This is a genomic window from Paenibacillus sp. BK033 (assembly GCF_004345425.1).
Taxonomy (GTDB): domain Bacteria; phylum Bacillota; class Bacilli; order Paenibacillales; family Paenibacillaceae; genus Pristimantibacillus.
Genome location: NZ_SLVP01000002.1, coordinates 563,710 through 586,048, shown reverse-complemented (window position 1 = coordinate 586,048; position 22,339 = coordinate 563,710). Strand labels below are relative to the sequence as shown.

The window sequence follows — 22,339 nt, the reverse complement described above, 5'->3', positions numbered from 1 at the left end:
ACAGATGGATTTTCAACTGAACAATGACTGGGCCGAGCTGCTGCGCGGCGAGATGGACGAGCCTTACTTCAAGCAGATGGAAGAGCAGCTTGGCGAGCTCTACGCAACGAAGACGGTGTATCCGAAGGCCGAGCATGTTTTGAACGCGCTGCGGTATACGCCTTACGAACAAACGAAGGTTGTCATCATCGGACAGGATCCTTATCATGGACCGGGGCAGGCGCATGGGCTTAGCTTCTCCGTACAAAAGGGGATCGTTATCCCGCCTTCTTTGAGAAATATTTATAAAGAGCTGCAGCAGGATATCGGTTGTCCGATTCCGCAGCATGGCTCGCTTGTGACGTGGGCCAAGCAAGGGGTATTGCTTCTTAACACGGTTCTGACCGTCGAAGAGGGGCAGCCCAATTCGCATCAGAAGCTGGGCTGGGAACGGTTTACCGACCGGATTATCCGCAAGCTGAATGAACGGGAAGAACCGGTTGTGTTTATTTTATGGGGCAAGCATGCCCAGGATAAAGCCGCCTTTATTGATACCGGCAAGCATCCTGTAATCGCCTCGGCGCATCCAAGCCCGCTGGCGGCGCGCAGAGGTTTTTTTGGCAGCCGTCCGTTCTCTAGAGTAAACGAGCATTTGCGGAGCCTTGGCTATACGGAGATTGATTGGAGCCTGCCAGAGCAGCCCGAGGATCATTAATACGAAAAAAGCCTCCAGAGCCATCTATTGAGATGGACCCGGAGGCTTTTCATTTCGTCGGAATTAGCTAGCCGAGGCCACGCTGCTGCTTACGGAGGTATCAGCCTTCGTTGAAGCCAATACCGGCTTGTAGGCCGCGTCTACGTAAGTGGTTGCGCTAACTTCCGTGATCACTTGCGGGTACATTTTGGTTGGATCCGGTTGAACCGTCTCAACCTTTATGACCGCTTGGCCGTCAACGAAGGAGATCGATGTAATGCGCAGGCCATAGCCAGGATGAGGCGCTTGACCGGACACGGTTACTTTGTTGATGTCTTTGTTCACCGAAGTTACGGTCAGCTTAAGATCCTGAATCGGCTGCGGGGCCGGCTCTGCCGGAATGGTAGGCGTTTTCTTTACGAATTCGAGGCCGTCGTACAACCAGCCTGCAGCCACGCCGCGCGTAATTTTTTGTTTTGGATAGAAATTGTTTTTCTTATCCAGCGTTGCGATTTTGGAAATGAGCAGCTTTTGGATGCTGTTCATATAATCCTTGTTAACATCCTTTTCGTCGTTAATCGTCATGTAGAGTTCGATAAAAGCGAAGTCGCCTTTTTTCGTGATCGCCTTGAAGAGATGATGGGCGAACTGCTCGCGCGTCATTTCATCGTTGGCTTTTACGTTCTTGGGAACTTCCAGGCCATTGTATTGGGCAATGATAAACGCATCCGCATACCAGGAGCCATCCTTCAGATTCGGGTAATAATCGGAAACCTCGGGCTTCTTGATAAAACGAATGTTGTCGATATTGAGGTCAAAAGCTTTGACGATCATCGAAATGCCGGAAGCATAGGTCAGCTTGCCGCTCGAATTGAATTTATCGCCTTTTTCGCCTTTTACAACCCCTTGCTTTTGCAGGGACTCAATCTTTGATTTATTTGGGTCTTTGCTTGTATCACTGAAGGCGAATACGGTTTGTCCCAGAGTAAATACAAGCAGCATGGACATGGCCAGCAACAGAACGGCTTTTAATTTCATCATCGACTCTCCTCTTGTTTGGAATTTGCTATAGCATCTATAATAACGAGTTCCCTATTGGTATTGTTGCACCAAAAAGAGAAGTGTCATGCAAATATTTGCTGCTTTTTTGCAGAACTTCCGGTCAGAAGCCGTTGTATGGCAGCGAGGCAGGGTCCGGGCCGGAAAGCCTCGAACCCATCCTTGCATTTGAATTAATTGCTAAACTCCATTTTTTTGAAATCAAAAAAAAGACCCTTGCAGGTCTTTAGCGAGGGTCACTCCGAGTCTTCCTTATACCACGGATTCAGGTGGATAAGGACTTCTTCCACATCCTTGTGACGGTCGAGAATCGTTTGTTTTATTTTTCGGGAGACATCATGACCTTCCTGGATGGTAAGCTCTCCGGGAATGCCGACACGGACGTCAATCATGACGTATTGCCCAAATTCTCTCGCCCGGATTCTATCAATCCGCTTTACTTCGGGGATCGAGGAGACAAGGCGCTCGTAATCCTGAAGCTTCTCCGGGGACACGGTCTTCTCCATGAGTACATCCACAGCTTCTTTTCCCATATGATAAGCAAGCTTTAATACGAAATAGGCAACAACAATCCCCGCAGCGGCATCGCCGTAGCTTAAGAACGAAATGTCATTTCTTTCCCCGATGATAGCCGCGCCGATCCCAATCACGGCGGCAAGCGACGCATAAACGTCGGCCAGATGGTCGAATGCGGTAGCCTCCAGGCTTTTACTGCTCGTCTGCTTGCTGACTCGAATGCAATAAATGTACAGCCACAGCTTCCAGAAAAGGGAGACAACGGCGGCTACGAAAGCGACCATGCTTGCAGCGGCGGCAGGGTGGAAGAAGGACTCAAAGGAATGATAAGCGATAAATAAAGCCGCGACCACCATGATAATGGCGACCAGCGCGGAGCCGATCAGCTCGCTTTTGCCATGACCGTACGGATGGTCCTCGTCCGCGGGCTTCTGCGCAACCTTAGCGGCGCCCAAGGCGGCCATCGACGCAATGACGTCACCGGCGTTATGTACGCCGTCCGCGATTAATACCTGGCTTTTGAACATAAGGCCAACAATGAGTTTAATGCCCGTCAGTATCAGATTGCTGAATAAGCTGATCCAGATGGCAAAGACATTCGAGGAAACTTTTGAACCTGATACGTTTGAATCGCTCACTCTTTACAACCTCCAGTAATTTCCTAACCACGCGAAAAAAACAACGACCCTTATCATATATGATGAAGGTCGTGTGGGTCTAGAGAAACAGTGTTGCAACGGGTCAAGATTTTTAGGCGCAGTTAAAAGTAAGCGGAAAGGGAGGGGGCCAAGGGCTCCCTCCCTGCTTTGTCCTGCAAAACTAACGATGCTCAATCAGGTCAATGGCGCCAAGCACCATATGGGCCAGGCCAAATCCGAGAACACCGGTACCTACAAGCTTATACTTGCTTTTTCTTAGCAGGGATGCACCAGAGGCCGACACGACAGTTCCGAGAACAGCAGGAATCAAACCCTCACGCATGATATCCACTCCTTCGATTGTTTTGCAAGACGGTATAGTTTGCGCGATTTAAGGAAGAAAATGCATGAAGTTCGCCCTTAACCGCTGAATGCCAGGCATCTGATCGAAACAAAAAAAGCCTTGATCTCTCAAGGCTTTCTCATGTAGGAACAATCTTAACCTTTTACCGCGCCGGCCGTAAGACCGCTGACGATATATTTTTGTCCGGCTAAATAAAGAAGGAGGACAGGAATCGACGTCATGACGAGGTCGGCGAAAATAAGATTCCAGTCACGGCTGTATTTGCCGTAGAAGTTATAGATGGAAAGCGGCATCGTCCATGTCGAGCTGTCCGTAAGGAAATACAGAGGAATCGTGATGTCGTTCCATACCGACATGAATACCATGATCGCAACCGTTGCGTTAACCGGTACGATAAGCGGCGTAATGATTCGGAAGAACACGCCCATCAGGCTTGCGCCTTCCAGGAAGGCAACCTCGTCGAGAACCTTGGGCACCGATTTGATAAAACCGCTGTACAAAAAGATGCTGAATGCCGTATTTAAAGCCGCGTAAATCAGAATGACGCTCGTGATGCTGCCGTAGAAGCCCAGCCATTGCACGACGCGGATCGTTGTGATCGTGGACATCGGAGCAATCAGTCCCATGAAGAAAAACAGATACAGGTAGCTAGCGACCTTGCTGTCGCGGCGCGCTAGTATAAAGGCGGCTGCGGAAGACGTCATAATATTCAATATGGCGGATACCCCGGTAATGACGATACCGTTCAGAAACGCGCGGGCAAGACCGCCTTCCTTAAATACGGTTACATAATTAGAGAACATCCATTTGTCCGGAAAACGGATTTGAAACTTGGAAACCTCGGCGCTAGTCATAAACGAACCGAATATCATAAGCAAAAGCGGAATGATAATGCCTAGGCAAGCGATTAACAGCAAGATTTCTACCAGGTAGTTGCGCAGCGATATTTTTCGAGCGAAATTCATTATTCGGTAACCTCCTTACGGCGCATGAAGACGAGCAGCGGAATGGCAATCAGGCTGACGATGAGGAACAAAAGCGTATTGATCGCCGTGCCAAGGCCCCAGTTGCCTTCGCCAAACGCCCGGAGAATAATCGTGCCCACCACCTGCGAGGAATTGCCCGGACCGCCGCTTGTCAAGACGAATACCTCGGAGAAAACCTTCAACCCGCCAATCAGCGTAAGCATCAGGTTGATATTGATGGCCGGCAGCAGAAGCGGAACGGTAATGTTCGTAAAGCTTCTCCAAGCTCCCGCACCGTCAATCGTTGCGGCTTCGTAGTATTCCTTCGAGATGGATTGCAAGCCGGCCAAGTAAATAGCCATCTGAAATCCCGCTTGCTGCCAGATGGCAACGAGAGCAACCGTCCAAATAACAAGCTGAGGATTGGTCAGCCAAGCCTGGCTCAGGAAGTGAAGACCGATGGCGTCGAAAAACTTGTTCACCATGCCTTCCGTGCGAAGGATAGGCGTGAAGACGATCGAGATTACGAGTACGCTTAAAATAGAAGGAGAGTAAAATATGGCCCGAAGGAAATTGCGGGACTTAAGCCGCATATTTAAAGCGATGGCGAGAACGAGGCCAATCACATTTTTTCCGACAACAGTTGCCAGCGCAAAAATAAACGTGTTTTTCAAGGCAAGAGTCAAGGTATCGTCCGTGAAGATCTTGTTGAAATTATCGAAGCCGATAAATTTGATCCCGATACGATCCAGACGCCAGTCGGTAAAGGAGTAATACAGGCCGATAATGGCCGGCATTACGAAGAAGACCGTATAGATAAGCAGCGCTGGCCATACGAGATAATAGCCGTACATACTTTTTGAGCGTGTCATCATTTTCTCATCCCACCAAAATTGTTGATTTTATAGTCTAGTTCTGCTGCATTGTTCCTTAGAAGGAGCGGCCGCCGTTTGGAACAGCAGCCGCAGGTACGTCTAACAGGTTTATAATTGTCGCTTAGAAGCCGGCTTCGCCTTTGTCTTTCATCAGCTCGGCAAACTTGTCATTCCAGGTTTGAAGCACTTGCTGGGACGTTTTGCTGCCCGTGAACTGGTCTTGAAGGCTTCTGTACAGTTCGCTGCGGTCAACGAGCATGAAAGCGTCCATCGTCATGGCAACCTTCTTAGGCGTAATGTAGTTGTCCAAAATTTCTTGCTTGTAAGCAGGAAGCTCAGGCGTTGTCACGTCATTGAGATTGGACACGTAGCTTTGGTTGTTCACGATTTTTTGCGCTACCTCTTTTGTTGCAATGAAGTCTAGGAATTTTTTGGCTTCTTCGATATGCTTCGCTTTTTTCGGAATAAACAGCTGGCCGCCAAGCGGGCTTGCGCCAAGGTAAGCGTCGCCGCCGTTATCCGTAGGGTAAGCGAACAGGCCAAGGTTCATGTTGGCATCCTGTTGCTGAACGGATTCGATCAGCCAGTCGCCCATGAACATCATCGCTACTTCCTTGTTCAGGAATTTACCCGCGGCCATATCATAGCTGTCGCTCAACACGTCCGTATTGGTGTAGCCTTTTTTATACAGATCGTATTGCTGGTCAAGGATCGTTTGGAACGCTTTGATGTCCGTCCATTTTTTCTTGTTAGCGTTCAGGTCGTCAAAGAGAGTAGGCTCGTTTTTAGCCGCGTATTCGCCAAACGCTGCGCCCGGCAATACGTTTGCCGCCCAGTTGTCTTTGAATGGCATAAAGATTGGCGTGTAGCCGGCTGCTTTTATTTTCTCGCATGCCGCAAGGAATTCGTCGTAGGTTTTCGGAATTTCAAGGCCAAGCTCTTTGAAGATATCTTTGTTATAGACAACCCCTTGCATGCCCGTATCTTGGCTTACGTGGAAGCTGTAAACATGGCCGTACGCGGACAGAACGTCTTTGTTCAGAAGACGGCTCACCCAAGGCTGGTCATCCAATATTTCAAAGTTGCGCTCGAGATTAAGGTCGGTCGTCGCGCTTGCCAGATTGTATTGCAGAATGTCGGGCGTTTCATTTACGGCTAGCTTGGTTTGGAGCACGGTCGACGTTTGCTCTGCAGGAAGCAGCTGTAAATTGACTTTGATATTCGTTTCTTTCTCGAATTCGTCGAGCAGGTCCTGCTGTACGAATGCGGAGTCCTGCGAGCTTTTGGATAGAGCAAGCTCAATCGTTACTTTTTTGCCGCCTCCTGTGTTTCCCTTGCTTCCGCTTTCTGAATTCGAGCCAGCATTGCTTCCGCATGCTGCCAGCGATAAAGCTAGTACAGCGCTTACCGCGCCTAACGATAACTTGCGTGCTGTGTACTTCATGTTTTTCTCCCCTCATGTTGCGCTTTGTTGTATCTTCGACTGAATCCGTTTACAATCCAATTGTAGGTTTATTTCACCTGGAGGTACATGTTTGACCTTTACCTTTTCTGTGTAAAATTCTGAACTCATATCGAATCGGAGGCTATCATTCTTGAAAGGCATCAGCAAGAAAATCAAATTTACTCCACGACACACCAGCCTGCAAACGAAGGTAGTTCTTATGTTTCTAATCTTGCTATTGTTTGTGCTGTGCTGTTTTTTGGCCTATGTGAACTGGCAGGTCATCAGGCCATTGAAGGAAAACAATGAGAACGATAAGCAGCTAACGGCAGCCAAAATCAGCGGACAGCTGGACCAGTATATTAAAAACCAGAATCAGCTGTCTCAGCGCGTCTTGTCTAATCAGCAGGTTGCGGCGGCATTATCCGGAGGTTACCATTCGGCGGATTCCGCGGAAGGCCTGACTCAGAGCCGCATATTGAAACAAATGATGTTCGAGGCAATCGGTCCCAGCGTGGATATTCGGGATATGATCATCTATGATCTTGAAGGACGGGCGCTTTCATCCTACATCGGTTATTCGTCGAATCCGTTGCTGCTGGAAGCCGGGCTAAGAACGGCAATGGATGATAACGACTATATTTTATACCAGCAAAAGAATGGCATAACGGCGTTTGATAGAGCGATTATCAATCAGAATGGCCAGATTTATGGCTATCTATCCATTCAGCTGGACCAGTCCGAGCTGCAGCTTCCCACGGAGGATGTTGCGGTTGGCGACGTCTATATCATGGACCAGGAGCATCAGCTGATTGCCCGCTCGCGGAATGCCGAGGAGCCGGGCAAGCTGGAGCTTTTGGAGGCTGATCCGGAGAGCAGCGGCATGTATGTGGACGGCGATTCCAATTATATCGCCTATAACCGTTCGGCCAGCACCGATTGGACAACCTATGTCGTTACGCCGAAGCAGGCCGTGCTTGGACCGGTCAATTCCGTCCAATATTTATCGATTACGCTTATTTCCATACTGATGCTGTTTTCATTCGTGTATATTTATTTCAGCACCCGGAATCTGCTGCTGCCGATTCGGAAGCTGCGGGGTCAAATGTCGCGCATCAACTATAGCAACCTGGATGTCAGAGTGGACAACCGTTCCCATAACAACGAGCTGATGGCTTTAAGCGATTCCTTTCAGGAGCTGTTAGGCCGTCTCCAGCAATCGATCGAAAACGAAAAGCTGGCGCTGCATGAAGAAGTGAAGGCGAGAAACTCGGCTCTTCAAGCGCAAATCGCGCCGCATTTTATTCACAATGTGTTATATTTGATTAGCATTGCCGCCCAAGAGGGCAAGAACAAAGCGGTATCCGATATGTGCAAGCATCTGTCCGATTCCTTGCGTTATATCGTGACGTCTCCCTACCAGCATGTCTCGCTGGCGGAAGAACTGGAGCATATCCGAAACTATTTGTCGCTTGTCGAGCAAAACTACGAAAACGATCTTGAATGGGAAATTATCGCCGAGGATGCAGCCGCCAATCTGATACAGCTTCCACGGCTGGTCATCCAGCCTTTCGTCGAAAACTGTATCGAGCATGCGTTTACGAATACCGATCCGCCTTGGCGCATCAAAATTCTGGTGAAGCTGTACAACGGCATTTGGGCCATCGAAATCAGCGATAACGGCGAGGGGATTGAAGCCGGCAAGATTAACGAAATCATGAATAATATTTCGAACTCCGAAGCGAGGGAGCATGAACTGCATATGCCATCAAGCTTTGGAAATATGGGGATTGTGAATACGGTGAATCGGCTTAAGCTGATGTATAAGAACCGGCTTTTTTTCAATCTGTATAATAATGCGGGAGAGGAAAAAGGTTCCACCGTGCAAATTATCGCCTCTCTCACGAAAGACTTTTACTAGAAGGAGAAGAAAGCCTATGTTTACCGCCTTGATAGCCGAAGACAGCAAGCCGATACTGCGTAATATCAAGGCGCTTCTCGAATCATCCGAACTGCCGATCCGGATCGCCGCTACGGCCTATAATGGGGAAGAGGCACTGGATTATTTGAAGAAGCAGCCCGTCGACATCCTGATTACCGATATCCGAATGCCCAAGCTGGGCGGACTTGAACTTATCGAGCAGGCTAAGAAGCTGCATTCGTCTCTGAAGGTTGTGCTCATTAGCAGCTACAGCGATTTCGAATATACGCGCAAAGCCATTAATTTGCAGGTGTTTGATTATTTGCTGAAGCCCGTCGAGCGGAGCCAGCTGATCGAGGTTATGCAGCGGATCGTTGATTCGCTCGCGGAAAAGCTGGAGTATAGCCTGGAGCCTCTAAAGGCGATTGTGCCGCCTGCCTTTCTATCCGGTTTGCGTCTTGGACCGCCATTTCATGAACAGCCGGTTTCGCTGTTTCTGATTGGCAAGCAGCCTTTTACTCCGGATTCGGGCAAGTGGAAGACCGAAACGCTGCAAACGATGCTTGAGGCTATTTGCCAGCCGTGCAGCTGCTGGGTGTTTCCTGCTAAGGATTCGGACCGTTTCCTTGTTTTTGTCCAGCCCGCTATGAAGGAGCGTTTCGCCACAACTCTCGCTTGGATGGAATCCGTTGAACGTCTGCTGCTAAGCGTTGGTATTGAAATCGCTATGGCGGGCCGTTTCCAGCCGGTTGATTTCAACCAGCTGCAGCCTTTATACGACAGGCTGAAGGATCTGCTCGATGAGGAAACGCTGCTGGATAAAAGAGTGCTGCTTGATACGGATTATCGCATTCCCGAGCAAACGGGGAAGGAAGACATCATCAGAGGCTTTACCGATATGATCGAACAGCGCCAATCGCAGCCATTCCTGATAAAGCTCCGCGAGTTTCTGCAAATCTCGTATAGAGAGCATGCCCGTTATCTCGATCTGGAGAGGCTTGTATCCGCGATCGGCGATGCTTTTGTTCATGCGCTGCCGAGCAGCGGGCCCGAGGAAAGGCTGGCAGCGGCAGCGGCCGTCAAGGAAATGCTGGAGCAAGGCAGCTATCAGGGCTTCTGTGAGCAATGTTTGGACTGGTGTGTCCACAGCTTTGAATTGCTGCAATCGCGCAACAGGAAAAGCGGGGAAGAGCTGTTCGAGCAGATGGATGCCTACGTCAAGCTCCATAAATTTTCGCAGCTTTCCATCAATGACCTGGCTGCCAAATTCCATGTCAGCGCGTCTTACGTGAGCCGGATCATAAAGCGTTATACGAACACAACCTTTGTCCAATATTACATGGAATTAAAGATCGAGGAAGCCTGCAAGCAGCTGCGGGCTAAGCCGGATTTGAAAATCAAGGAGCTCGCGGATGCTCTTTCCTTCAGTGACCAGCATTATTTCTCCCGCGTGTTCAAGGATCATACGGGATTAAGCCCAAGCGAGTATAAGGAGCAGCGCGTGGGCTCAGGGCATTAAAAAGCGGTGCATGGATAGTCCATGCACCGCTTTTTAAGCTATAAGAAAACCCGCAAAGCACAAGGCTTAGCGGGCTTCTGTTCGTATGATCTGTAGTGGGCTCGAACCACTGACCCCTACCCTGTCAAGATAGTGCTCTCCCAGCTGAGCTAACAGATCGTGTAAGTGATGAATATTAATATATCAGCATCCAAATTGAATGTCAACACAATTATTGCCTTTTCATAAACCCGGAAAACTGCTACGATATTTATCACATTACGGGTTAAGCTGACGGCAAGGAGCAGATGCGATGAAGGTAAGCACAAGCAATGCGGAACATTACATATGGGGGGACCGATGCGACGGCTGGCATCTGCTGAAGCAGCAGGATTTGAGCATCATCCATGAGAAAATGCCGCCGCATACGGCAGAAACGCGCCATTACCACGAGAAGTCCCAGCAGTTCTTCTTTGTGCTTGAGGGGACGGCGACGATAGAGATTGCGGGAGAGACCTTTAAGCTGGAAGCGCATGAAGGGATCCGCGTTGCCCCGCATACTCCGCATCAGATGTTCAACCAATCGGATCGAGACATTCAGTTTCTCGTCATCTCGGAGCCTACAACCAGGGGAGACAGATATCCTTCCTAATCGTGTAAATAAACCGCCATTCGTACCTGACCGTACGGATGGCGGTTTTGCTTCATCAGGAGATCGAGCTGTACATTCTGGTTCCCCGAGGCTGGTCGCCATGTTCGTCCGGTTCAAGCGTGATGCCGATGGAGTCAAAAGCAAACGAATTTTCGGATATAGGCATGGCAAGTACACCGATACCTTTATCGTCAACCCGGAAGGTGCCTGCGCTGTCCTTTTGTCCGGCATGGTTCAGCCATACCTGGTAGACGGAGCTGTCCTTCGAGGCCGGCGCGCCAAAGACGTAGACGACAAATTGCTTGTTGCTTCCGTTATCGACAATACACGCAACGGCATAGGACGAAGCGACGTCATCGGATACCGGCTTTAAGGATATTAGCTGATTGATCTGGGAGGCGGAAACGGACAACGCTTGTTCGATAGGGATAACGGCCGGAGCGCTTCGGCTGCGGTACAGCTCCACATTCCATGCCGTGCCCGCAACCAATACGGCAAGTACGGCCGCGGCAGCAGCTCCCCAGGTCAGCTTCCGGAAGGAGGAACGCGCTGCCGGTCGCGGTTGAACGGAGACGAGCGCGGCGTTCATGACCTGCTGCTTCAAATCTGCCGGCGGTTCGATCAGCTCCATATCGGAAGGGAGAGAGTCCCACACGAGCCGAAGCTCTTCAAGCTCGGACTGGCAGGCCGGACAGCCTGGAAGATGCCGTTCGAAAGCTTTTTTTTCTTTATCGGAACAAGCACCCGAAATATAGTCAAGGGCATTATGGCAAACCGTCACATTTTGCTGCTTCATGATTGCTCTCCTTCGGCCACGAGATGCCTGCGTAATATTTTTAACGTCTGATGCAGACGGTTCTTAACCGTTCCGATTGGCTGGTTATATATCGCCGCAAGCTCGCTGATGCTGTAGCCTTGCCAATAGAAATGCTCTAGCAAATGGATCTGCTGGGCGGACAAATCGCGGTAAGCGCTGCGGATCTGGTCCTTCATTTCGCTGTGAACGGCAGCCGTTTCCGGCGTGGCGGAAGCTTCGTCCGGGATTTTAGCCAGCTGCTCCGGTTCGACCTGCACGAGAGGGGCCGTGTCTCTCCGTCTTTTGCGCAGCCAGTCGGTCGTAATATTGCGGGTAATGGTCAGCAGCCAGCTGGAGAATCTGCCTTGCTCGGGATCATAGACGGATTTGGTTGTCCATAATCGCATAAATACGGCCTGGACGATTTCTTTCGCGACATTCTCGTCCTTCAGCGTCTTCCAGGCGAAGGAATACACGAGAGACGAGTAACGGTCATATAAAACGGAAAGCGCCTCGCTCTGCTTGCTCTGAATGAGCAGCATCAATTGATGATCCGTAAGCTCCCGCATACAATGGTACCTCCAAGGATAATGTAATTCTATTCTACCAAGTGTTTAAAGCCGCGCAATAATAAAGTAGAACAGGGATAACCGATTTCGGTTATCCCTTCATTTATTTTAATTATCCGAGACGCTAATCGCGGCTTGCATGCCCGGATGCGGCATACAGTGATAGGCGAACTCGCCTGCTTTATCAAAGGTAACGGTTTTAGCTTCATTCTCCGCCAGCAGCCCGGTGTCGAAAGAACTGTCGTCGGCGGTTGCGCTATGCTTGATTTCATCCTTATTAATAAATTTGACGCTGTCTCCCGGCTTTATTTCGAGCTTGGCGGGGGAGAAGGCGAAATTCGAAATCTCAACCACATATTCCTTGCCGCCATCGTCTGCGCCCGATGCTGCAGCGGCAGGCGGGCTTTTTGGATAATCCTCGCTGGCAGCAGGAGATGTCTTCGACTCATCATCATCGTTAGCACGCCCGCCATGATGATCATCATGGGAGGGAGCTGGCGAAGGTTTTGGCGTTGCCGTCGCCATTGCCGTTGGTTGAGGTGTGGCTGTTGCCGATGCTTCCGGAGCGACGGACGGCGACGATGATTCCGAAGGCGCGGCTGTTTCATGCTCCATATGCTCATGCTCTTCGCTTGTCATGGAAGCTTCAGGTGAAGGGCTTGGCGTCACCGTCGCTGCCTCTTGCGACGGAGGGGGAGCGGAGGCTGCCTTGTCGGATGAGCTGCCGCATGCCGCAAGCAGAAAGACAAAAAGTAGTCCGGACAGCAGGAGCAGCAGACTTCTCCCGGCTAAGAACTTCATGGCATATCCCTCATTTCACAATAATCTGACCGGTCATAAACGATTTGTGCAGCTCGCAAAAATAATTGTAGGTGCCCGGTTTATCAAGGGTAATCGTGTAGGACTCGCCTGTTTTGAGCACGGGAACCTTAAAGCTGCCGTCAACGGCTACCGCGTTATGCTCCATCTCGTCATAGTTGGTAAAGGTGATTTTGGAGCCGGCTTCAACGGTAAGAGGCTCGGTGCCGAAAGAGAATTGTTTTATGTCAATCCGGTAGGTTTTGGCTTCCGGGGTTATGCCTTTGAAGGTAGACGGATTAATAACAAACCATACCTGATTTACGCTTTGGCCAAGCACATCACCCGCTTGCGTATCCTTGATAAAGTAGTAGAGCGGGTAGCCTTTGTAAGTCCATTGCTTCGTGCCGTCGGCACGGGTAATGCTCGAGAAATCGGCTTTATTCAGGAAGGCGGGAATTTGCAGCTCATCGGAAGTGAACACAGGCCAGTTGACGAGGCATTGTCCTCCGCATGCATTGATATTCTCGGCATCTTTGGTGAAATAGTACAAGGTCATGCCGTTATTGTCGGCCAGATAAGTACCCAGCTCTTGGGAGCTTCGCAGCTCAATCCTTTTCCCGTGTGGTAGCGCCGCGGTTTGCGGGAGCACGCCTGTCTCCCGGAGGCTCGCAAAGAAGGATTGCCCCTTCGGTGTTTGCACGCTTAAGGCCTCGATAAGCGCTGTCGCAAGATGAGCGTTGGTTAACGGGCTTGCTGCCGCAATGGATGCCATGCCTTTGGATGCGGCAAAGGTTAACGTATCCGCGTAAGCGAATTCGGATCCGGAACGGAAGCCGATATTTTCGAGAAGCACCTTGTACAGCTGTTGGGAGCTGACGGGATCGTTCGGATGGAAGGTGCCGTCCGGATTGCCGGCCCAGCCCAGTTCAGGATGCTGTTTCAAGTAAGCAAGGATGGGAGCGTTGGATTGGCCTGCTTTGTCTGCGTCTCTAAAAGAAGATGTGCCCATGCTCGCCATGGCTTCCTTTAAATGGCCGTTCAGGCGCAAGGAAATGATGGCCGCTTGCATGCGCGTCGTTCGTTTGGCGAGGTAAGCTTCGTTAACGCCGCTGCCGTCGCCCAGCAAGAGTCCCAGCTTCGCAGCGGATTCCGCATCGGTTGTTACGGAAGCGGGCTGCGGCTCCGCAGCCGATGCTCCAATGACAGAAGACAGCAGACCCGTTAAAAGTACGGCGGCAAACATAAACATCGTTAATTTTTTGGTAGTCATGAATCATCCTCCTTAAAGAATAATGGTTTCTTATAGGAGGTAACGAAGGAAATGAAATAGCGGTTTGAGGGAATTTGAAATTTTTTTTCGGGGGTTATGAAAAAGGGAAGGTCCATGCGAGTGGACATGGACCCTTCGTATCTCGTTATTAATGGTTGCTATGCGGAATATCGCATTTGTTCTGAATGAACCGGATCTGATTCTCGAGCCGGTTCATTTCTTCCTGCTGCTCGGCTGTGGATGCGGATCCGTTTCTTAACGAGTCAAGCTGAGCGATAAGATTCGGCAAATCGGAAGAAGCATTCGCGCAATCATAGCTGCTGTTCAAATCTGTAGTCATGGCTGTAATCACTCTCCCTCTGTATGGTAGTTACGATTGTCCGCCAGTTAGTATGATCCGGATCGGCAATTATGATGCGAACTTGTGACAAAATTAGCATATTTGATTCCGGCCGTACATACCTGTATAGAAAGCATTTGCATCACTACTAGGAGGCGGTATCGTTTGGCACAGGAGTATGCCTATATGGCCGTATGGCTTCTGGGCTTGTTTGGCATCGTGGGTACGGTAATCGCTTGTGTGGCAAAGTTTGTCGTTAAAGATTCCTTATCTTATGATCAAACGCATGTATGGCGTAGAAAACTGCCTCCCGAAACGAAGAAAAAAGAATAAGAAAAAATCGGCTGTCCGCGATTGCGGCAGCCGATTTTCTGGTTTTAGAAGGTTGGCAGATTGTCGAGATTATTGTCCTTGCGGCCATCCGCGTTTGAACGAAGATGCTCTTCGTGGTCACGGCCTTTAAAAACGTTTAATCCCGCAATTTCATTATTTTTAACCATCGATTGAGCGGTTTTATAATCGACGACCCGGCCAGAGGTTAATTGCAGCTCCACGATATCGCCGTCTCCGTTCTTGCGTACGGCTACTACTTCTTCTTGTGTTTGATCCATATTATCATCCTCCCGATGATAGTATGGATCAAACTGGACGAATACATGCATACGCCTGTTGGCTTAAGCATTAAATTTTTGACCGGACTCCGCCCACCTGCATAAGCTATACCTAGAGCGGATGTCTGCAGCGCCAGTAGCGCGGTGGATATCTGCTTGTTAGGTTTTAATCTCGTATACGGCAAGCTGTTCGACGAAGCGCATTTTCCCCGTATGGCCGACGAACTCCTCCATATTGTCGTTATAGTGCATCAGCCACACCTTCTCCTGGATGTCCTCAGGCAGCGTCAGCAGCTCGTCCAGACTCGCATGAACGACTCCCGGGGAGATCAGCTGGCAGTCATGAAAGATCGTTGTTACCCCGTTTGCGATTAATTCCTTCAGCAGTCCGCCGTCAAACTTCATATCCGCGGAATAGAAAAAGGTCTCGTTAAAGAGGAAAGAGTAGCTCAGCTTGCCCGCAATATGCTCCGTCCGGATCAGCTTCACGCGAATCCCGGGGTGGATTTCGCGGGACTCGCCTTCCTTTATAGGACAAACGTCAAAGAAATCGGAAAGCGCGTTAAGCGGCTCTTGTGTCAGTCCCCCGCGAAGCGTCTGCTCCCATAATGGCTCAACCAGCGTGTCGGCGATATACAGGACGGGCTTTTTGCCGTAACGGAACATCATTTGAAACGCGTATTCCTCCAGCCCTCCGACATGGTCGCCATGCATATGGCTGATCAGCACCGCATCGAGATCGTCAAACGAGTAGCCGGCATCGTGAAGCGACCGGGGCAGCGTGATCCCGCAGTCGACAAGCAGTTTGAAGCCATCAACCTCAATCAATCCATTATTGTTCGAATATTTTTTCGCGAAAGCACCGCCGGTGCCAAGCATTTGAATGCGCAAGCTTAGATCGCCTCCCCTTACATGGTTGTCTCCACTTTACCAAATAAAGCAAGATGTTGACAAACAACAGATGCATAATGCCCTCAGCCTACATATAATGCAGAAGCAAAAACGGCGGGGGGATTGAACGAAGATGAGTGCAGCAGCGGCAAAGGGCAAAGGCAAAGTTGCGAAGAAGAAAAAGTCGTCCAGTGAGAGGAAGCAATACCATTACAAGCTCGTATTGTCTGACACTTGCGCGGTGTGCAAAACGCCGTGCGAGCGTGGGATGCGCTATTGGAAGCGAATGCAGGAGCCCGGAGCGGTAGGGAAGGGCGTGCCTTGCGTCTTGACCCGCACTTACAGCTAACCGCGGGCAAATACGTTAGTATTTCCTGGGCAAGCGCATGATTCAACAGCTTTTGACAAGTTCAGCCTAGAACGGCTGTGCTTAAAAACTTTTATTGCCGGGCGCAACTTTGGGCCAAAACCCGAGTATAACCAAACATCCAGACAAACCGGATGGAGGGGGGGTTAACAGCAATGAAAGTCGGATTCAAAAAAGTAGCTATTCTGCTCGCTATTTTGTCGGTATTCGGAGGTACACTCATTTTTGCCGATTCAGCATCCCAGAAAGTACGCGTTATCGTAAACGGCAGTGAGCTGGATGACGGCGGCATTATTGTGGACGGCAAAACCTACTTGCCTCTTCGACAGATGGTAAACAGCCTGAATGCGTTAGTTGACTGGGATAATCAGAGCAAGAAAGCGACAATTAACAAGCCTAACGTCCATATGATCTTGTTCCAGGATAAGGTGATCTTTGGCAATGTGGACAAAGGCAACAAATATACGTTTAATGTCTTCTCCCAAATCGACAACCTTAAGACAGACATCTCTGCTGTAAAAGTGTCGATTACGGACCCCTATGGCACAGAGAAGGTCATTCAATCCCAGAATGTAAGCATCACGAAGGATAACTTCTGGTACCGGACGGAGGATATCAAGTATAACTTCGAGTACGCCGGCAAATACGCGGTTCGGTTCTATTTAAAAACATCGGCCTCGGATGACTGGACGGTTGTATCGGAGAAGCTGATCACCTCCCAGTAAACAAGGATCGATAGGAGGACGCTCTGTGCTGCGGCAGGGCGTCTTTTGTTTGACCGGCGTTCCTCCGCATGGTACGATACGTAAGTATGTATAAATAACTGAAATGGGGTAATTCCATGAGCGAGCATCAACATCAGCACGGCGAAGACTGCGGCTGCGGACATGATCATGAACATGATGAGCATGTGTTCATCGTGACAGACGACGAAGGCCAAGAGCGTGAAATGGTCATGGTCTATACATTTGAATCGGAGAATAACGTTTATGCTGTATTGCTGGATCGCAACGATCCGGAGGCTGACGGCGTGATCTTCCGTATTGAAGAAGAGAACGACGAAGCATTCCTTGTTGGTATCGAAGACGATGCGGAATGGGATCGCGTAACGGCGATCTACGAGGAAATCGCGCGTACCGAGAACGAGAACAAAGAAGGTTAATGTCCGAAAACACCCGTCTGATCCAAACGGCTTTCAGCCCGGATCGACGGGTGTTTTTTATTTGCGAGGATTATAATAAATCGTACGGCCGTTAAACATCGTAAGCTCGGCAAGCAGCTGCTTCGCTAAATACTTGCATAGCTCGTTAGCCTTTGCCTTGTCGCCATGAGTGGACCCGTCGGGAAGGACGACTTGAATCGTGGAAGGGCCTTCCGCTCCATTGCCAAACACAATATATTTGTATCCGGGATTGGTGCCTTGCAAGTAAAACCATCGGTCATCCTGCTTCGTTTCGATTGTATACGGAAAAGCCGCTCCCGCATAATCCCATTCGAGCTGCGAGCCGGTTAAAGCGGTCTGCTCCCGGTAACGCAATAGCTTTTCCTTCAGTTCGTCAAGCGGAAGTTCACTAACGGCAGATCCTTGAACAAGCTTAATAAATGCGCTTTGACTCATTCGTCCCACCCCCATCTCATCATAGCATGGCGCTCTGTGGATTTACAATAAGTGGAATCATGCGAAAAAAGCCAACGGCATCGCTTTAAAGCTCTGCTGTTGGCTTTTCGTTTAGAAGATCGCGTTTTCTTCCACAATGACCTTAACGAATTGAATGCTGCGGTCCTCCGGCCCTTTAACGGGCAGGCCAACCTCAACATGGTCCACGATATAGTCGATGTTCTTCTGCGAGATGACTTCGCCCGGCAGTAGAATCGGAATGCCCGGCGGGTAGACGTAAATAAATTCGGCGATAATCCGTCCCGCGGATTCCTTGAACGGCACGATCTCGGTCTCGCCGTAGAAAGCGTCGCGCGGCGTCAGGGAAAGCTGCGGGATTTCCGGGATTTTTACGACAAGCTCGCGGGCTTCCGCGCCTTCATGGTAGGTCTCGGACAAACCGCGGAGCGCATGCAGCAATTTATCGACCGACTCCGAGGTATCTCCAGGCGTCACAAGGCAAAGAATGTTATACATGTCGCTCATCTCGATCTCTACGTTGTAGTGATCGCGGAGCCAGTTCTCAACCTCGTAGCCGGTTACGCCAAGATGGCGGACATGGACCGTAACTTTGGTCGGATCGTAATCGTAGGTTGCTTCGTCGCCCAGAATCTCTTCGCCAAAGCAATAAAGGCCGGGGATCTGATTGATCTGTTCACGGGCATATTGGGCAAGTTCAATCGCGCGCTCCGCGATTTCGTGGCCGTTCATCGCCAGATTGCGCCGCGAAGTGTCCAGCGATGCGAGCAAAATATAGGATGTCGAAGTTGTCGTCAGCATACTCAGAATCGTCTGGATGCGGAACGGGTTGATCCGGCCTTTGCGTACGTTCAACACCGAGCTTTGCGTCATGGAGCCGCCAAGCTTATGCACGCTTGTGGCTGCCATGTCGGCACCGGCCTGCATGGCGGACATCGGAAGCTTCTCGTGGAAATGAATCAGTACGCCATGCGCTTCGTCTACAAGAACCGGAATGTCGTAGCTGTGAACGAGATCCACGATTTCCTTCAGGTTCGCGCAAATGCCGAAGTAGGTCGGATTAATGACCAGAACGGCTTTGGCATCCGGATGGCGGTCAAGCGCGCGCTTCACCGAACGGGTCGTTATGCCGTGGTCGATCCCCAGATTCGAATCGCGCGCGGGCGAGATGAATACGGGACGCGCGCCGGCGAAAATAATAGCGGCCATGACCGACTTATGGATGTTGCGCGGCACGATAATTTTGTCGCCCGGGCTGCAGACGGTCAGAATCATCGTAATAATCGCGCCGCTCGTGCCTTGTACGGAGAAGTACGTGTAATCTGCGCCAAACGCATCGGCGGCAAGCTTTTGCGCTTCTTCAATAACGCCGGTTGGCTGATGCAAGTCATCAAGCGGAGCTATATTTATAAGATCGATCGACAAGGCGTTGTCGCCGATAAATTCGCGAAACTCAGTATCGCTGCCGAGACCTTTCTTATGCCCCGGAATATGAAATTGTACCGGATCGTTCTCCGCATGGCGGCGGAGTGCGCTGAAGAGCGGGGTTTTGTTATGATCCATCGCTTTCGTCCCTGCCTTTCGACTGTCGTCAAATGTCTATTGTACAAACAAAGTTGAGTATAGCAAAAACAAGTCGGAATGCAAGCAACAATTTTACTGATGAAGACGGGCATTCCGAAGCTGGACTAGTATTGTTCTCCATTTGTTCATAACTATGGCCAGCTTGATATGTTACGATAAGGGATGGGGTGAAGACAAAATGCGAGATAAACGACTTCTAATAGTAATGGCTATTCTAATGACCACCTTCATTGGGTTCGGGATTATTATTCCTGTTATGCCTGAAATGATTAAAGCCGTAAGCCCGGGTAACGCCGAGCATCATACGGGTTTAATGCTCGCGCTCTACTCGGCCGTGTCGTTCATACTCTCTCCATATTGGGGAGGCTTATCCGACCGGATTGGCCGGAGGCCGATTATTATCATTGGCGTGACCGGTTTCGCAATCAGCTTTTTCTTGTTTGGCTTATCCTCCGACAATTTGACCATGATGTATCTTTCCCGTATTCTCGGGGGCTTGTTCTCCGGAGCGGTCACGTCGGTTATTGTTGCTTACGTAGCGGATATTACGCCGCCTGAGCAGCGTACGAAAGGAATGGGGCTTGTCGGCATGTCGATTGGCTTCGGCTTTACGATTGGTCCCGGCGTAGGCGGTCTGCTCAGTCAGGTTTCGCTCGAAGCGCCTTTTTACGCCGCCTCGATCATGGCGTTAATTACTTTGTTTTTTGCGATAACCAAGCTGAAGGAATCGCTGCCGCCCGAGAAACGAAGAGCCGCGGGCGAGAAGCGGGAATCGCGCTGGTCCGCCTTTACCGGGCCGCTTAAGTTTCTTTACGTTCTTGCGTTCTTCGTTACGTTTACGCTCGCGGGCATGGAGGCAACGCTGCAGTTCTTCGGCATTCAGCGCTTTGACGTAACGCCGGTTCAGGTAGGCATGCTGTTCTTCGTATGCGGCTTTGTCGGCGCGCTTGTGCAAGGCGGAGTGGTGCGGCGCAGAATCAAGCGCGGACAGGAGCCTCAATACATCGCGCTTGGGCTGATCATCTCGGCGATAGGCTTCTTCCTGCTGCTGGCGGCCCATTCCTTATGGTGGGCTACCTTGTCGCTTGCCGTATTCGGCATCGGCAACTCGTTGATCCGTCCGTGCGTAACCTCGTTAATTACCCAGAAGACGCAGGTGGGACAAGGCGTTGCATCCGGCCTCAGCTCTTCGATGGACAGTCTTGGACGTATTCTCGGACCGCTTGTTGGTTCATTCTTGTTTACGGTCGATTTGCGCCTGCCGTACGTTTCCGGCGGCATTCTGTGTCTCTTGGCACTGATCCTGCTCGTGCAATTCCGCAGAATGGACAGCTCGGCAGGTACAACTGCAGCGCAGGAATAAGGAATGGGGCTTAGCCTGCTTCTCAAGAATACATGAGAAGCAGGCTTTTTTGTTTTTTCCAGAGAATGGCATGTACCAAGCCTGCATATAAATGAGGTAGAGCAAAAAGAGGTGAAAGGAAGAATGGGGATACTGTCTTGGCGCAGGTGGGCGGCAATCATATTGGGGAGCCTGCTGATATCGGTCGGGATTAATTTTTTTCTTGTACCATTGATGATTTTGGATGGTGGACTTATTGGGATCGCTCTCATCGTCAATTATCTGCTTCACATGCAAGTAGGGCTGACCATGCTGATATGCAGTATCCCGATTTTTGCCCTGGTCTGGTTTCAAAACCGGAGTATGATCTACCAGAGCCTGAACGGCCTGCTGTTATCCAGCTACGTCATCGATTTGCTCAGCCCTTACCGCTTCCATTTTCTCTATTACATTGAATGGACACCTTTTACGCGCGCGGTGCTTGGCGGCTTTTGCATCGGGACAGGCCTTGGAATCATGCTTAGGAACGGTACATCCACCGGAGGGACGGACCTGCTGGCCCATTTTTTGTCCCGTTATATTCCGCTAAACGTTGGGGTGATTATTTTTTTGACCGATTTCATGATCATCGGGACGGGGGCTCTTCTTCTGCCCGAGGATACGTTTGTGCTATCCCTCATCACGGTTGCGGCAGGGGGAGTGGCGACAAGCCTTTGCACGTGGAATTTGCCGCATAATCATCAGTTCAAGCATCATTAAAAAAGCCGAAGTCATCGCGGGAAGCCGCTCTCTTGGAAGAGGGGAGTTTCCTGCCATGCCTTCGGCTTTTTCATTCGATTTCTTTACGGAGTTAACCCCTTCATGATAAAAGCGATCGTCGCTTCGCGTTCCTGCTCGTCATTCCAGCTGCTGCCTTCCCGTTTGCCGTATAACGTCCGGACCGCGGCATAACCGATAAGGGAGGAGACGGTAAGTCTGATTATCGTGTAAGGGGACCAGTCCACAAGACTTCCTTCTTCCTGGAACCTGCGGATATTCGGCGTGACCTTCTCGAATACCTTCGCGAGAATCAGCTTCTCGAATTGCTCCTGCAGCTCGGGATGAAACGGAATCTCTTGGATAAAAATTTTCAGCACGTTTAAATGCTTCTCAAGAAAAGCCAGCCGGTTCTCGAGAATCGCGCGCAGCATCTGGTCGTAGCTGTCGTATTTGCCGTCCAGCACTTTATAAAATTCCCTCATGACAAACGGCGCGACAAGCTTTGCCATCACCGGTGCCACGATGGAGACGAGCAATTCTTTTTTTGTTTTGTAATGCCGGAAAATCGTGCCTTCCGCAACCCCTGCACGTTGCGCGATTTCGCTCGTGGACGAAGCGGCAAAGCCTTTCTCCGCGAATATCTCGGAAGCAGCCCTGACGATTTTCAGCTGCTTATCGGTCATCGATTTCTCGTCGCCAAGCTTATTCAGCTCATCCAGCCATTCTTCAATCGGCTCGCTCATGCCAGACACTCCCTTTTTGCCCATT

Annotated in this window: 26 protein-coding genes and 1 tRNA gene; 10 read left to right on the top strand and 17 right to left on the bottom strand. The window is 50.3% G+C overall.

The features are described from left to right. Positions 1-4: 4 nt before the first annotated feature. Positions 5-694 (top strand): uracil-DNA glycosylase, encoded by a 690-nt coding sequence (locus tag EV294_RS09660; protein WP_132306213.1) that lies wholly within the window; start codon positions 5-7, stop codon positions 692-694. Between the two features lie 63 nt (positions 695-757). Here the strand turns inward: EV294_RS09660 and EV294_RS09655 are convergent, their stop codons facing one another. The 6 genes from EV294_RS09655 to EV294_RS09630 form a co-directional block, all read right to left on the bottom strand. Then, the gene (locus EV294_RS09655; RefSeq protein WP_132306211.1) at positions 758-1,714 is read right to left on the bottom strand and encodes an S-layer homology domain-containing protein; all 957 of its coding nucleotides are present in this window, start codon (positions 1,712-1,714) and stop codon (positions 758-760) included. A gap of 254 nt (positions 1,715-1,968) precedes the next feature. Then, a complete protein-coding gene (locus EV294_RS09650; protein ID WP_132306209.1) occupies positions 1,969-2,886 on the bottom strand; it encodes a cation diffusion facilitator family transporter in 918 nt (305 codons plus the stop codon). Positions 2,887-3,067: 181 nt separating this feature from the next. Next, complete coding sequence (locus tag EV294_RS09645) at positions 3,068-3,229, bottom strand: hypothetical protein (protein ID WP_015845409.1); 162 nt, start codon at positions 3,227-3,229, stop codon at positions 3,068-3,070. Between the two features lie 155 nt (positions 3,230-3,384). Then, positions 3,385-4,215: a carbohydrate ABC transporter permease gene (locus tag EV294_RS09640; RefSeq protein ID WP_132306207.1), complete on the bottom strand. Its 831-nt coding sequence runs from the start codon at positions 4,213-4,215 to the stop codon at positions 3,385-3,387. Beyond that, positions 4,215-5,090, bottom strand: a complete 876-nt coding sequence (locus tag EV294_RS09635) for a carbohydrate ABC transporter permease (RefSeq protein WP_481856059.1) — start codon at positions 5,088-5,090, stop codon at positions 4,215-4,217. Before EV294_RS09635 ends, EV294_RS09640 begins: the two co-directional genes overlap by 1 nt. Before the next feature lie 121 nt (positions 5,091-5,211). Beyond that, entirely contained in the window at positions 5,212-6,534 is a 1,323-nt protein-coding gene (locus EV294_RS09630) for an ABC transporter substrate-binding protein (protein ID WP_132306203.1), read from the bottom strand. A 292-nt stretch (positions 6,535-6,826) separates the two neighbouring features. Here EV294_RS09630 and EV294_RS09625 point away from each other — a divergent pair, with 292 nt between their 5' ends. Continuing rightward, positions 6,827-8,455, top strand: coding sequence for a sensor histidine kinase (locus tag EV294_RS09625; RefSeq protein ID WP_347813053.1), 1,629 nt, complete (start codon positions 6,827-6,829; stop codon positions 8,453-8,455). A 16-nt stretch (positions 8,456-8,471) separates the two neighbouring features. Beyond that, positions 8,472-9,974 (top strand): response regulator, encoded by a 1,503-nt coding sequence (locus EV294_RS09620; protein WP_165930631.1) that lies wholly within the window; start codon positions 8,472-8,474, stop codon positions 9,972-9,974. Positions 9,975-10,060: 86 nt separating this feature from the next. Here EV294_RS09620 and EV294_RS09615 read toward each other — a convergent pair. Further along, positions 10,061-10,133 (bottom strand) — tRNA-Val (locus tag EV294_RS09615). 133 nt (positions 10,134-10,266) lie between these two features. Between EV294_RS09615 and EV294_RS09610 the strand changes: the two genes are divergently transcribed. Further along, positions 10,267-10,605: a cupin domain-containing protein gene (locus EV294_RS09610; RefSeq protein WP_132306197.1), complete on the top strand. Its 339-nt coding sequence runs from the start codon at positions 10,267-10,269 to the stop codon at positions 10,603-10,605. 55 nt (positions 10,606-10,660) lie between these two features. Here the strand turns inward: EV294_RS09610 and EV294_RS09605 are convergent, their stop codons facing one another. The 5 genes from EV294_RS09605 to EV294_RS09585 form a co-directional block, all read right to left on the bottom strand. Continuing rightward, on the bottom strand, positions 10,661-11,401 hold the full coding sequence (locus EV294_RS09605) for an anti-sigma factor (protein ID WP_132307154.1): 741 nt from the start codon (positions 11,399-11,401) through the stop codon (positions 10,661-10,663). Next, positions 11,398-11,970, bottom strand: a complete 573-nt coding sequence (locus EV294_RS09600) for an RNA polymerase sigma factor (RefSeq protein ID WP_132306195.1) — start codon at positions 11,968-11,970, stop codon at positions 11,398-11,400. The genes EV294_RS09605 and EV294_RS09600 overlap by 4 nt, the downstream gene beginning before the upstream one ends. Positions 11,971-12,078: 108 nt before the next feature. After that, positions 12,079-12,771 (bottom strand): cupredoxin domain-containing protein, encoded by a 693-nt coding sequence (locus tag EV294_RS09595; protein ID WP_132306193.1) that lies wholly within the window; start codon positions 12,769-12,771, stop codon positions 12,079-12,081. A gap of 10 nt (positions 12,772-12,781) precedes the next feature. Then, positions 12,782-14,041, bottom strand: a complete 1,260-nt coding sequence (locus tag EV294_RS09590) for a plastocyanin/azurin family copper-binding protein (RefSeq protein ID WP_132306191.1) — start codon at positions 14,039-14,041, stop codon at positions 12,782-12,784. 148 nt (positions 14,042-14,189) lie between these two features. Next, positions 14,190-14,381, bottom strand: a complete 192-nt coding sequence (locus EV294_RS09585) for a DUF2524 domain-containing protein (RefSeq protein WP_132306189.1) — start codon at positions 14,379-14,381, stop codon at positions 14,190-14,192. Between the two features lie 165 nt (positions 14,382-14,546). Between EV294_RS09585 and EV294_RS30265 the strand changes: the two genes are divergently transcribed. After that, the gene (locus EV294_RS30265) at positions 14,547-14,714 is read left to right on the top strand and encodes a hypothetical protein (protein WP_165930630.1); all 168 of its coding nucleotides are present in this window, start codon (positions 14,547-14,549) and stop codon (positions 14,712-14,714) included. A gap of 44 nt (positions 14,715-14,758) precedes the next feature. Here the strand turns inward: EV294_RS30265 and EV294_RS09580 are convergent, their stop codons facing one another. Together EV294_RS09580 and EV294_RS09575 are read right to left on the bottom strand one after the other, a co-directional pair. Further along, a complete protein-coding gene (locus EV294_RS09580; protein WP_132306187.1) occupies positions 14,759-14,992 on the bottom strand; it encodes a DUF3892 domain-containing protein in 234 nt (77 codons plus the stop codon). 159 nt (positions 14,993-15,151) lie between these two features. Further along, positions 15,152-15,871 (bottom strand): MBL fold metallo-hydrolase, encoded by a 720-nt coding sequence (locus EV294_RS09575; RefSeq protein WP_132307153.1) that lies wholly within the window; start codon positions 15,869-15,871, stop codon positions 15,152-15,154. Positions 15,872-16,016: 145 nt separating this feature from the next. Here EV294_RS09575 and EV294_RS09570 point away from each other — a divergent pair, with 145 nt between their 5' ends. The 3 genes from EV294_RS09570 (at position 16,017) to EV294_RS09560 (ending at position 17,412) form a co-directional block, all read left to right on the top strand. Next, a complete protein-coding gene (locus EV294_RS09570; RefSeq protein WP_132306185.1) occupies positions 16,017-16,232 on the top strand; it encodes a hypothetical protein in 216 nt (71 codons plus the stop codon). Positions 16,233-16,405: 173 nt separating this feature from the next. Then, on the top strand, positions 16,406-16,975 hold the full coding sequence (locus EV294_RS09565; protein WP_132306183.1) for a stalk domain-containing protein: 570 nt from the start codon (positions 16,406-16,408) through the stop codon (positions 16,973-16,975). Between the two features lie 116 nt (positions 16,976-17,091). Continuing rightward, positions 17,092-17,412, top strand: a complete 321-nt coding sequence (locus tag EV294_RS09560) for a DUF1292 domain-containing protein (protein WP_127493555.1) — start codon at positions 17,092-17,094, stop codon at positions 17,410-17,412. A 57-nt stretch (positions 17,413-17,469) separates the two neighbouring features. On the opposite strand, the gene EV294_RS09555 is transcribed toward EV294_RS09560, so the two are convergent. Next, positions 17,470-17,868 carry a DUF1885 family protein gene (locus EV294_RS09555; RefSeq protein ID WP_132306181.1) on the bottom strand — a complete coding sequence of 133 codons (399 nt, stop codon included), beginning with the start codon at positions 17,866-17,868 and terminating at the stop codon, positions 17,470-17,472. 111 nt (positions 17,869-17,979) lie between these two features. Beyond that, positions 17,980-19,449 (bottom strand): aminotransferase class I/II-fold pyridoxal phosphate-dependent enzyme, encoded by a 1,470-nt coding sequence (locus EV294_RS09550; protein WP_132306179.1) that lies wholly within the window; start codon positions 19,447-19,449, stop codon positions 17,980-17,982. A 199-nt stretch (positions 19,450-19,648) separates the two neighbouring features. Between EV294_RS09550 and EV294_RS09545 the strand changes: the two genes are divergently transcribed. Beyond that, positions 19,649-20,833 (top strand): MFS transporter, encoded by a 1,185-nt coding sequence (locus EV294_RS09545; RefSeq protein ID WP_165930629.1) that lies wholly within the window; start codon positions 19,649-19,651, stop codon positions 20,831-20,833. 123 nt (positions 20,834-20,956) lie between these two features. Beyond that, a complete protein-coding gene (locus tag EV294_RS09540) occupies positions 20,957-21,571 on the top strand; it encodes a YitT family protein (RefSeq protein WP_132306175.1) in 615 nt (204 codons plus the stop codon). 83 nt (positions 21,572-21,654) lie between these two features. Here the strand turns inward: EV294_RS09540 and EV294_RS09535 are convergent, their stop codons facing one another. Continuing rightward, positions 21,655-22,314, bottom strand: coding sequence for a TetR/AcrR family transcriptional regulator (locus tag EV294_RS09535; RefSeq protein WP_132306173.1), 660 nt, complete (start codon positions 22,312-22,314; stop codon positions 21,655-21,657). Positions 22,315-22,339: the final 25 nt, after the last annotated feature.

Excerpts from the sequence above, each read along its gene's own strand:
- EV294_RS09660 (WP_132306213.1), top strand. The coding sequence starts at position 5 with ATGGATTTTCAACTGAACAATGACTGGGCCGAGCTGCTGCGCGGCGAG.
- EV294_RS09555 (WP_132306181.1), bottom strand. The coding sequence starts at position 17,868 with ATGAGTCAAAGCGCATTTATTAAGCTTGTTCAAGGATCTGCCGTTAGT.
- EV294_RS09655 (WP_132306211.1), bottom strand. The coding sequence starts at position 1,714 with ATGATGAAATTAAAAGCCGTTCTGTTGCTGGCCATGTCCATGCTGCTT.
- EV294_RS09640 (WP_132306207.1), bottom strand. The coding sequence starts at position 4,215 with ATGAATTTCGCTCGAAAAATATCGCTGCGCAACTACCTGGTAGAAATC.
- EV294_RS09540 (WP_132306175.1), top strand. The coding sequence starts at position 20,957 with ATGGGGATACTGTCTTGGCGCAGGTGGGCGGCAATCATATTGGGGAGC.
- EV294_RS09560 (WP_127493555.1), top strand. The coding sequence starts at position 17,092 with ATGAGCGAGCATCAACATCAGCACGGCGAAGACTGCGGCTGCGGACAT.
- EV294_RS09645 (WP_015845409.1), bottom strand. The coding sequence starts at position 3,229 with ATGCGTGAGGGTTTGATTCCTGCTGTTCTCGGAACTGTCGTGTCGGCC.
- EV294_RS09570 (WP_132306185.1), top strand. The coding sequence starts at position 16,017 with ATGAGTGCAGCAGCGGCAAAGGGCAAAGGCAAAGTTGCGAAGAAGAAA.
- EV294_RS09585 (WP_132306189.1), bottom strand. The coding sequence starts at position 14,381 with ATGACTACAGATTTGAACAGCAGCTATGATTGCGCGAATGCTTCTTCC.
- EV294_RS09590 (WP_132306191.1), bottom strand. The coding sequence starts at position 14,041 with ATGACTACCAAAAAATTAACGATGTTTATGTTTGCCGCCGTACTTTTA.
- EV294_RS09630 (WP_132306203.1), bottom strand. The coding sequence starts at position 6,534 with ATGAAGTACACAGCACGCAAGTTATCGTTAGGCGCGGTAAGCGCTGTA.
- EV294_RS09635 (WP_481856059.1), bottom strand. The coding sequence starts at position 5,090 with ATGATGACACGCTCAAAAAGTATGTACGGCTATTATCTCGTATGGCCA.
- EV294_RS09535 (WP_132306173.1), bottom strand. The coding sequence starts at position 22,314 with ATGAGCGAGCCGATTGAAGAATGGCTGGATGAGCTGAATAAGCTTGGC.
- EV294_RS09565 (WP_132306183.1), top strand. The coding sequence starts at position 16,406 with ATGAAAGTCGGATTCAAAAAAGTAGCTATTCTGCTCGCTATTTTGTCG.
- EV294_RS09600 (WP_132306195.1), bottom strand. The coding sequence starts at position 11,970 with ATGCGGGAGCTTACGGATCATCAATTGATGCTGCTCATTCAGAGCAAG.
- EV294_RS09550 (WP_132306179.1), bottom strand. The coding sequence starts at position 19,449 with ATGGATCATAACAAAACCCCGCTCTTCAGCGCACTCCGCCGCCATGCG.
- EV294_RS09580 (WP_132306187.1), bottom strand. The coding sequence starts at position 14,992 with ATGGATCAAACACAAGAAGAAGTAGTAGCCGTACGCAAGAACGGAGAC.
- EV294_RS09595 (WP_132306193.1), bottom strand. The coding sequence starts at position 12,771 with ATGAAGTTCTTAGCCGGGAGAAGTCTGCTGCTCCTGCTGTCCGGACTA.
- EV294_RS09610 (WP_132306197.1), top strand. The coding sequence starts at position 10,267 with ATGAAGGTAAGCACAAGCAATGCGGAACATTACATATGGGGGGACCGA.
- EV294_RS09620 (WP_165930631.1), top strand. The coding sequence starts at position 8,472 with ATGTTTACCGCCTTGATAGCCGAAGACAGCAAGCCGATACTGCGTAAT.
- EV294_RS09545 (WP_165930629.1), top strand. The coding sequence starts at position 19,649 with ATGCGAGATAAACGACTTCTAATAGTAATGGCTATTCTAATGACCACC.
- EV294_RS09605 (WP_132307154.1), bottom strand. The coding sequence starts at position 11,401 with ATGAAGCAGCAAAATGTGACGGTTTGCCATAATGCCCTTGACTATATT.
- EV294_RS09575 (WP_132307153.1), bottom strand. The coding sequence starts at position 15,871 with ATGCTTGGCACCGGCGGTGCTTTCGCGAAAAAATATTCGAACAATAAT.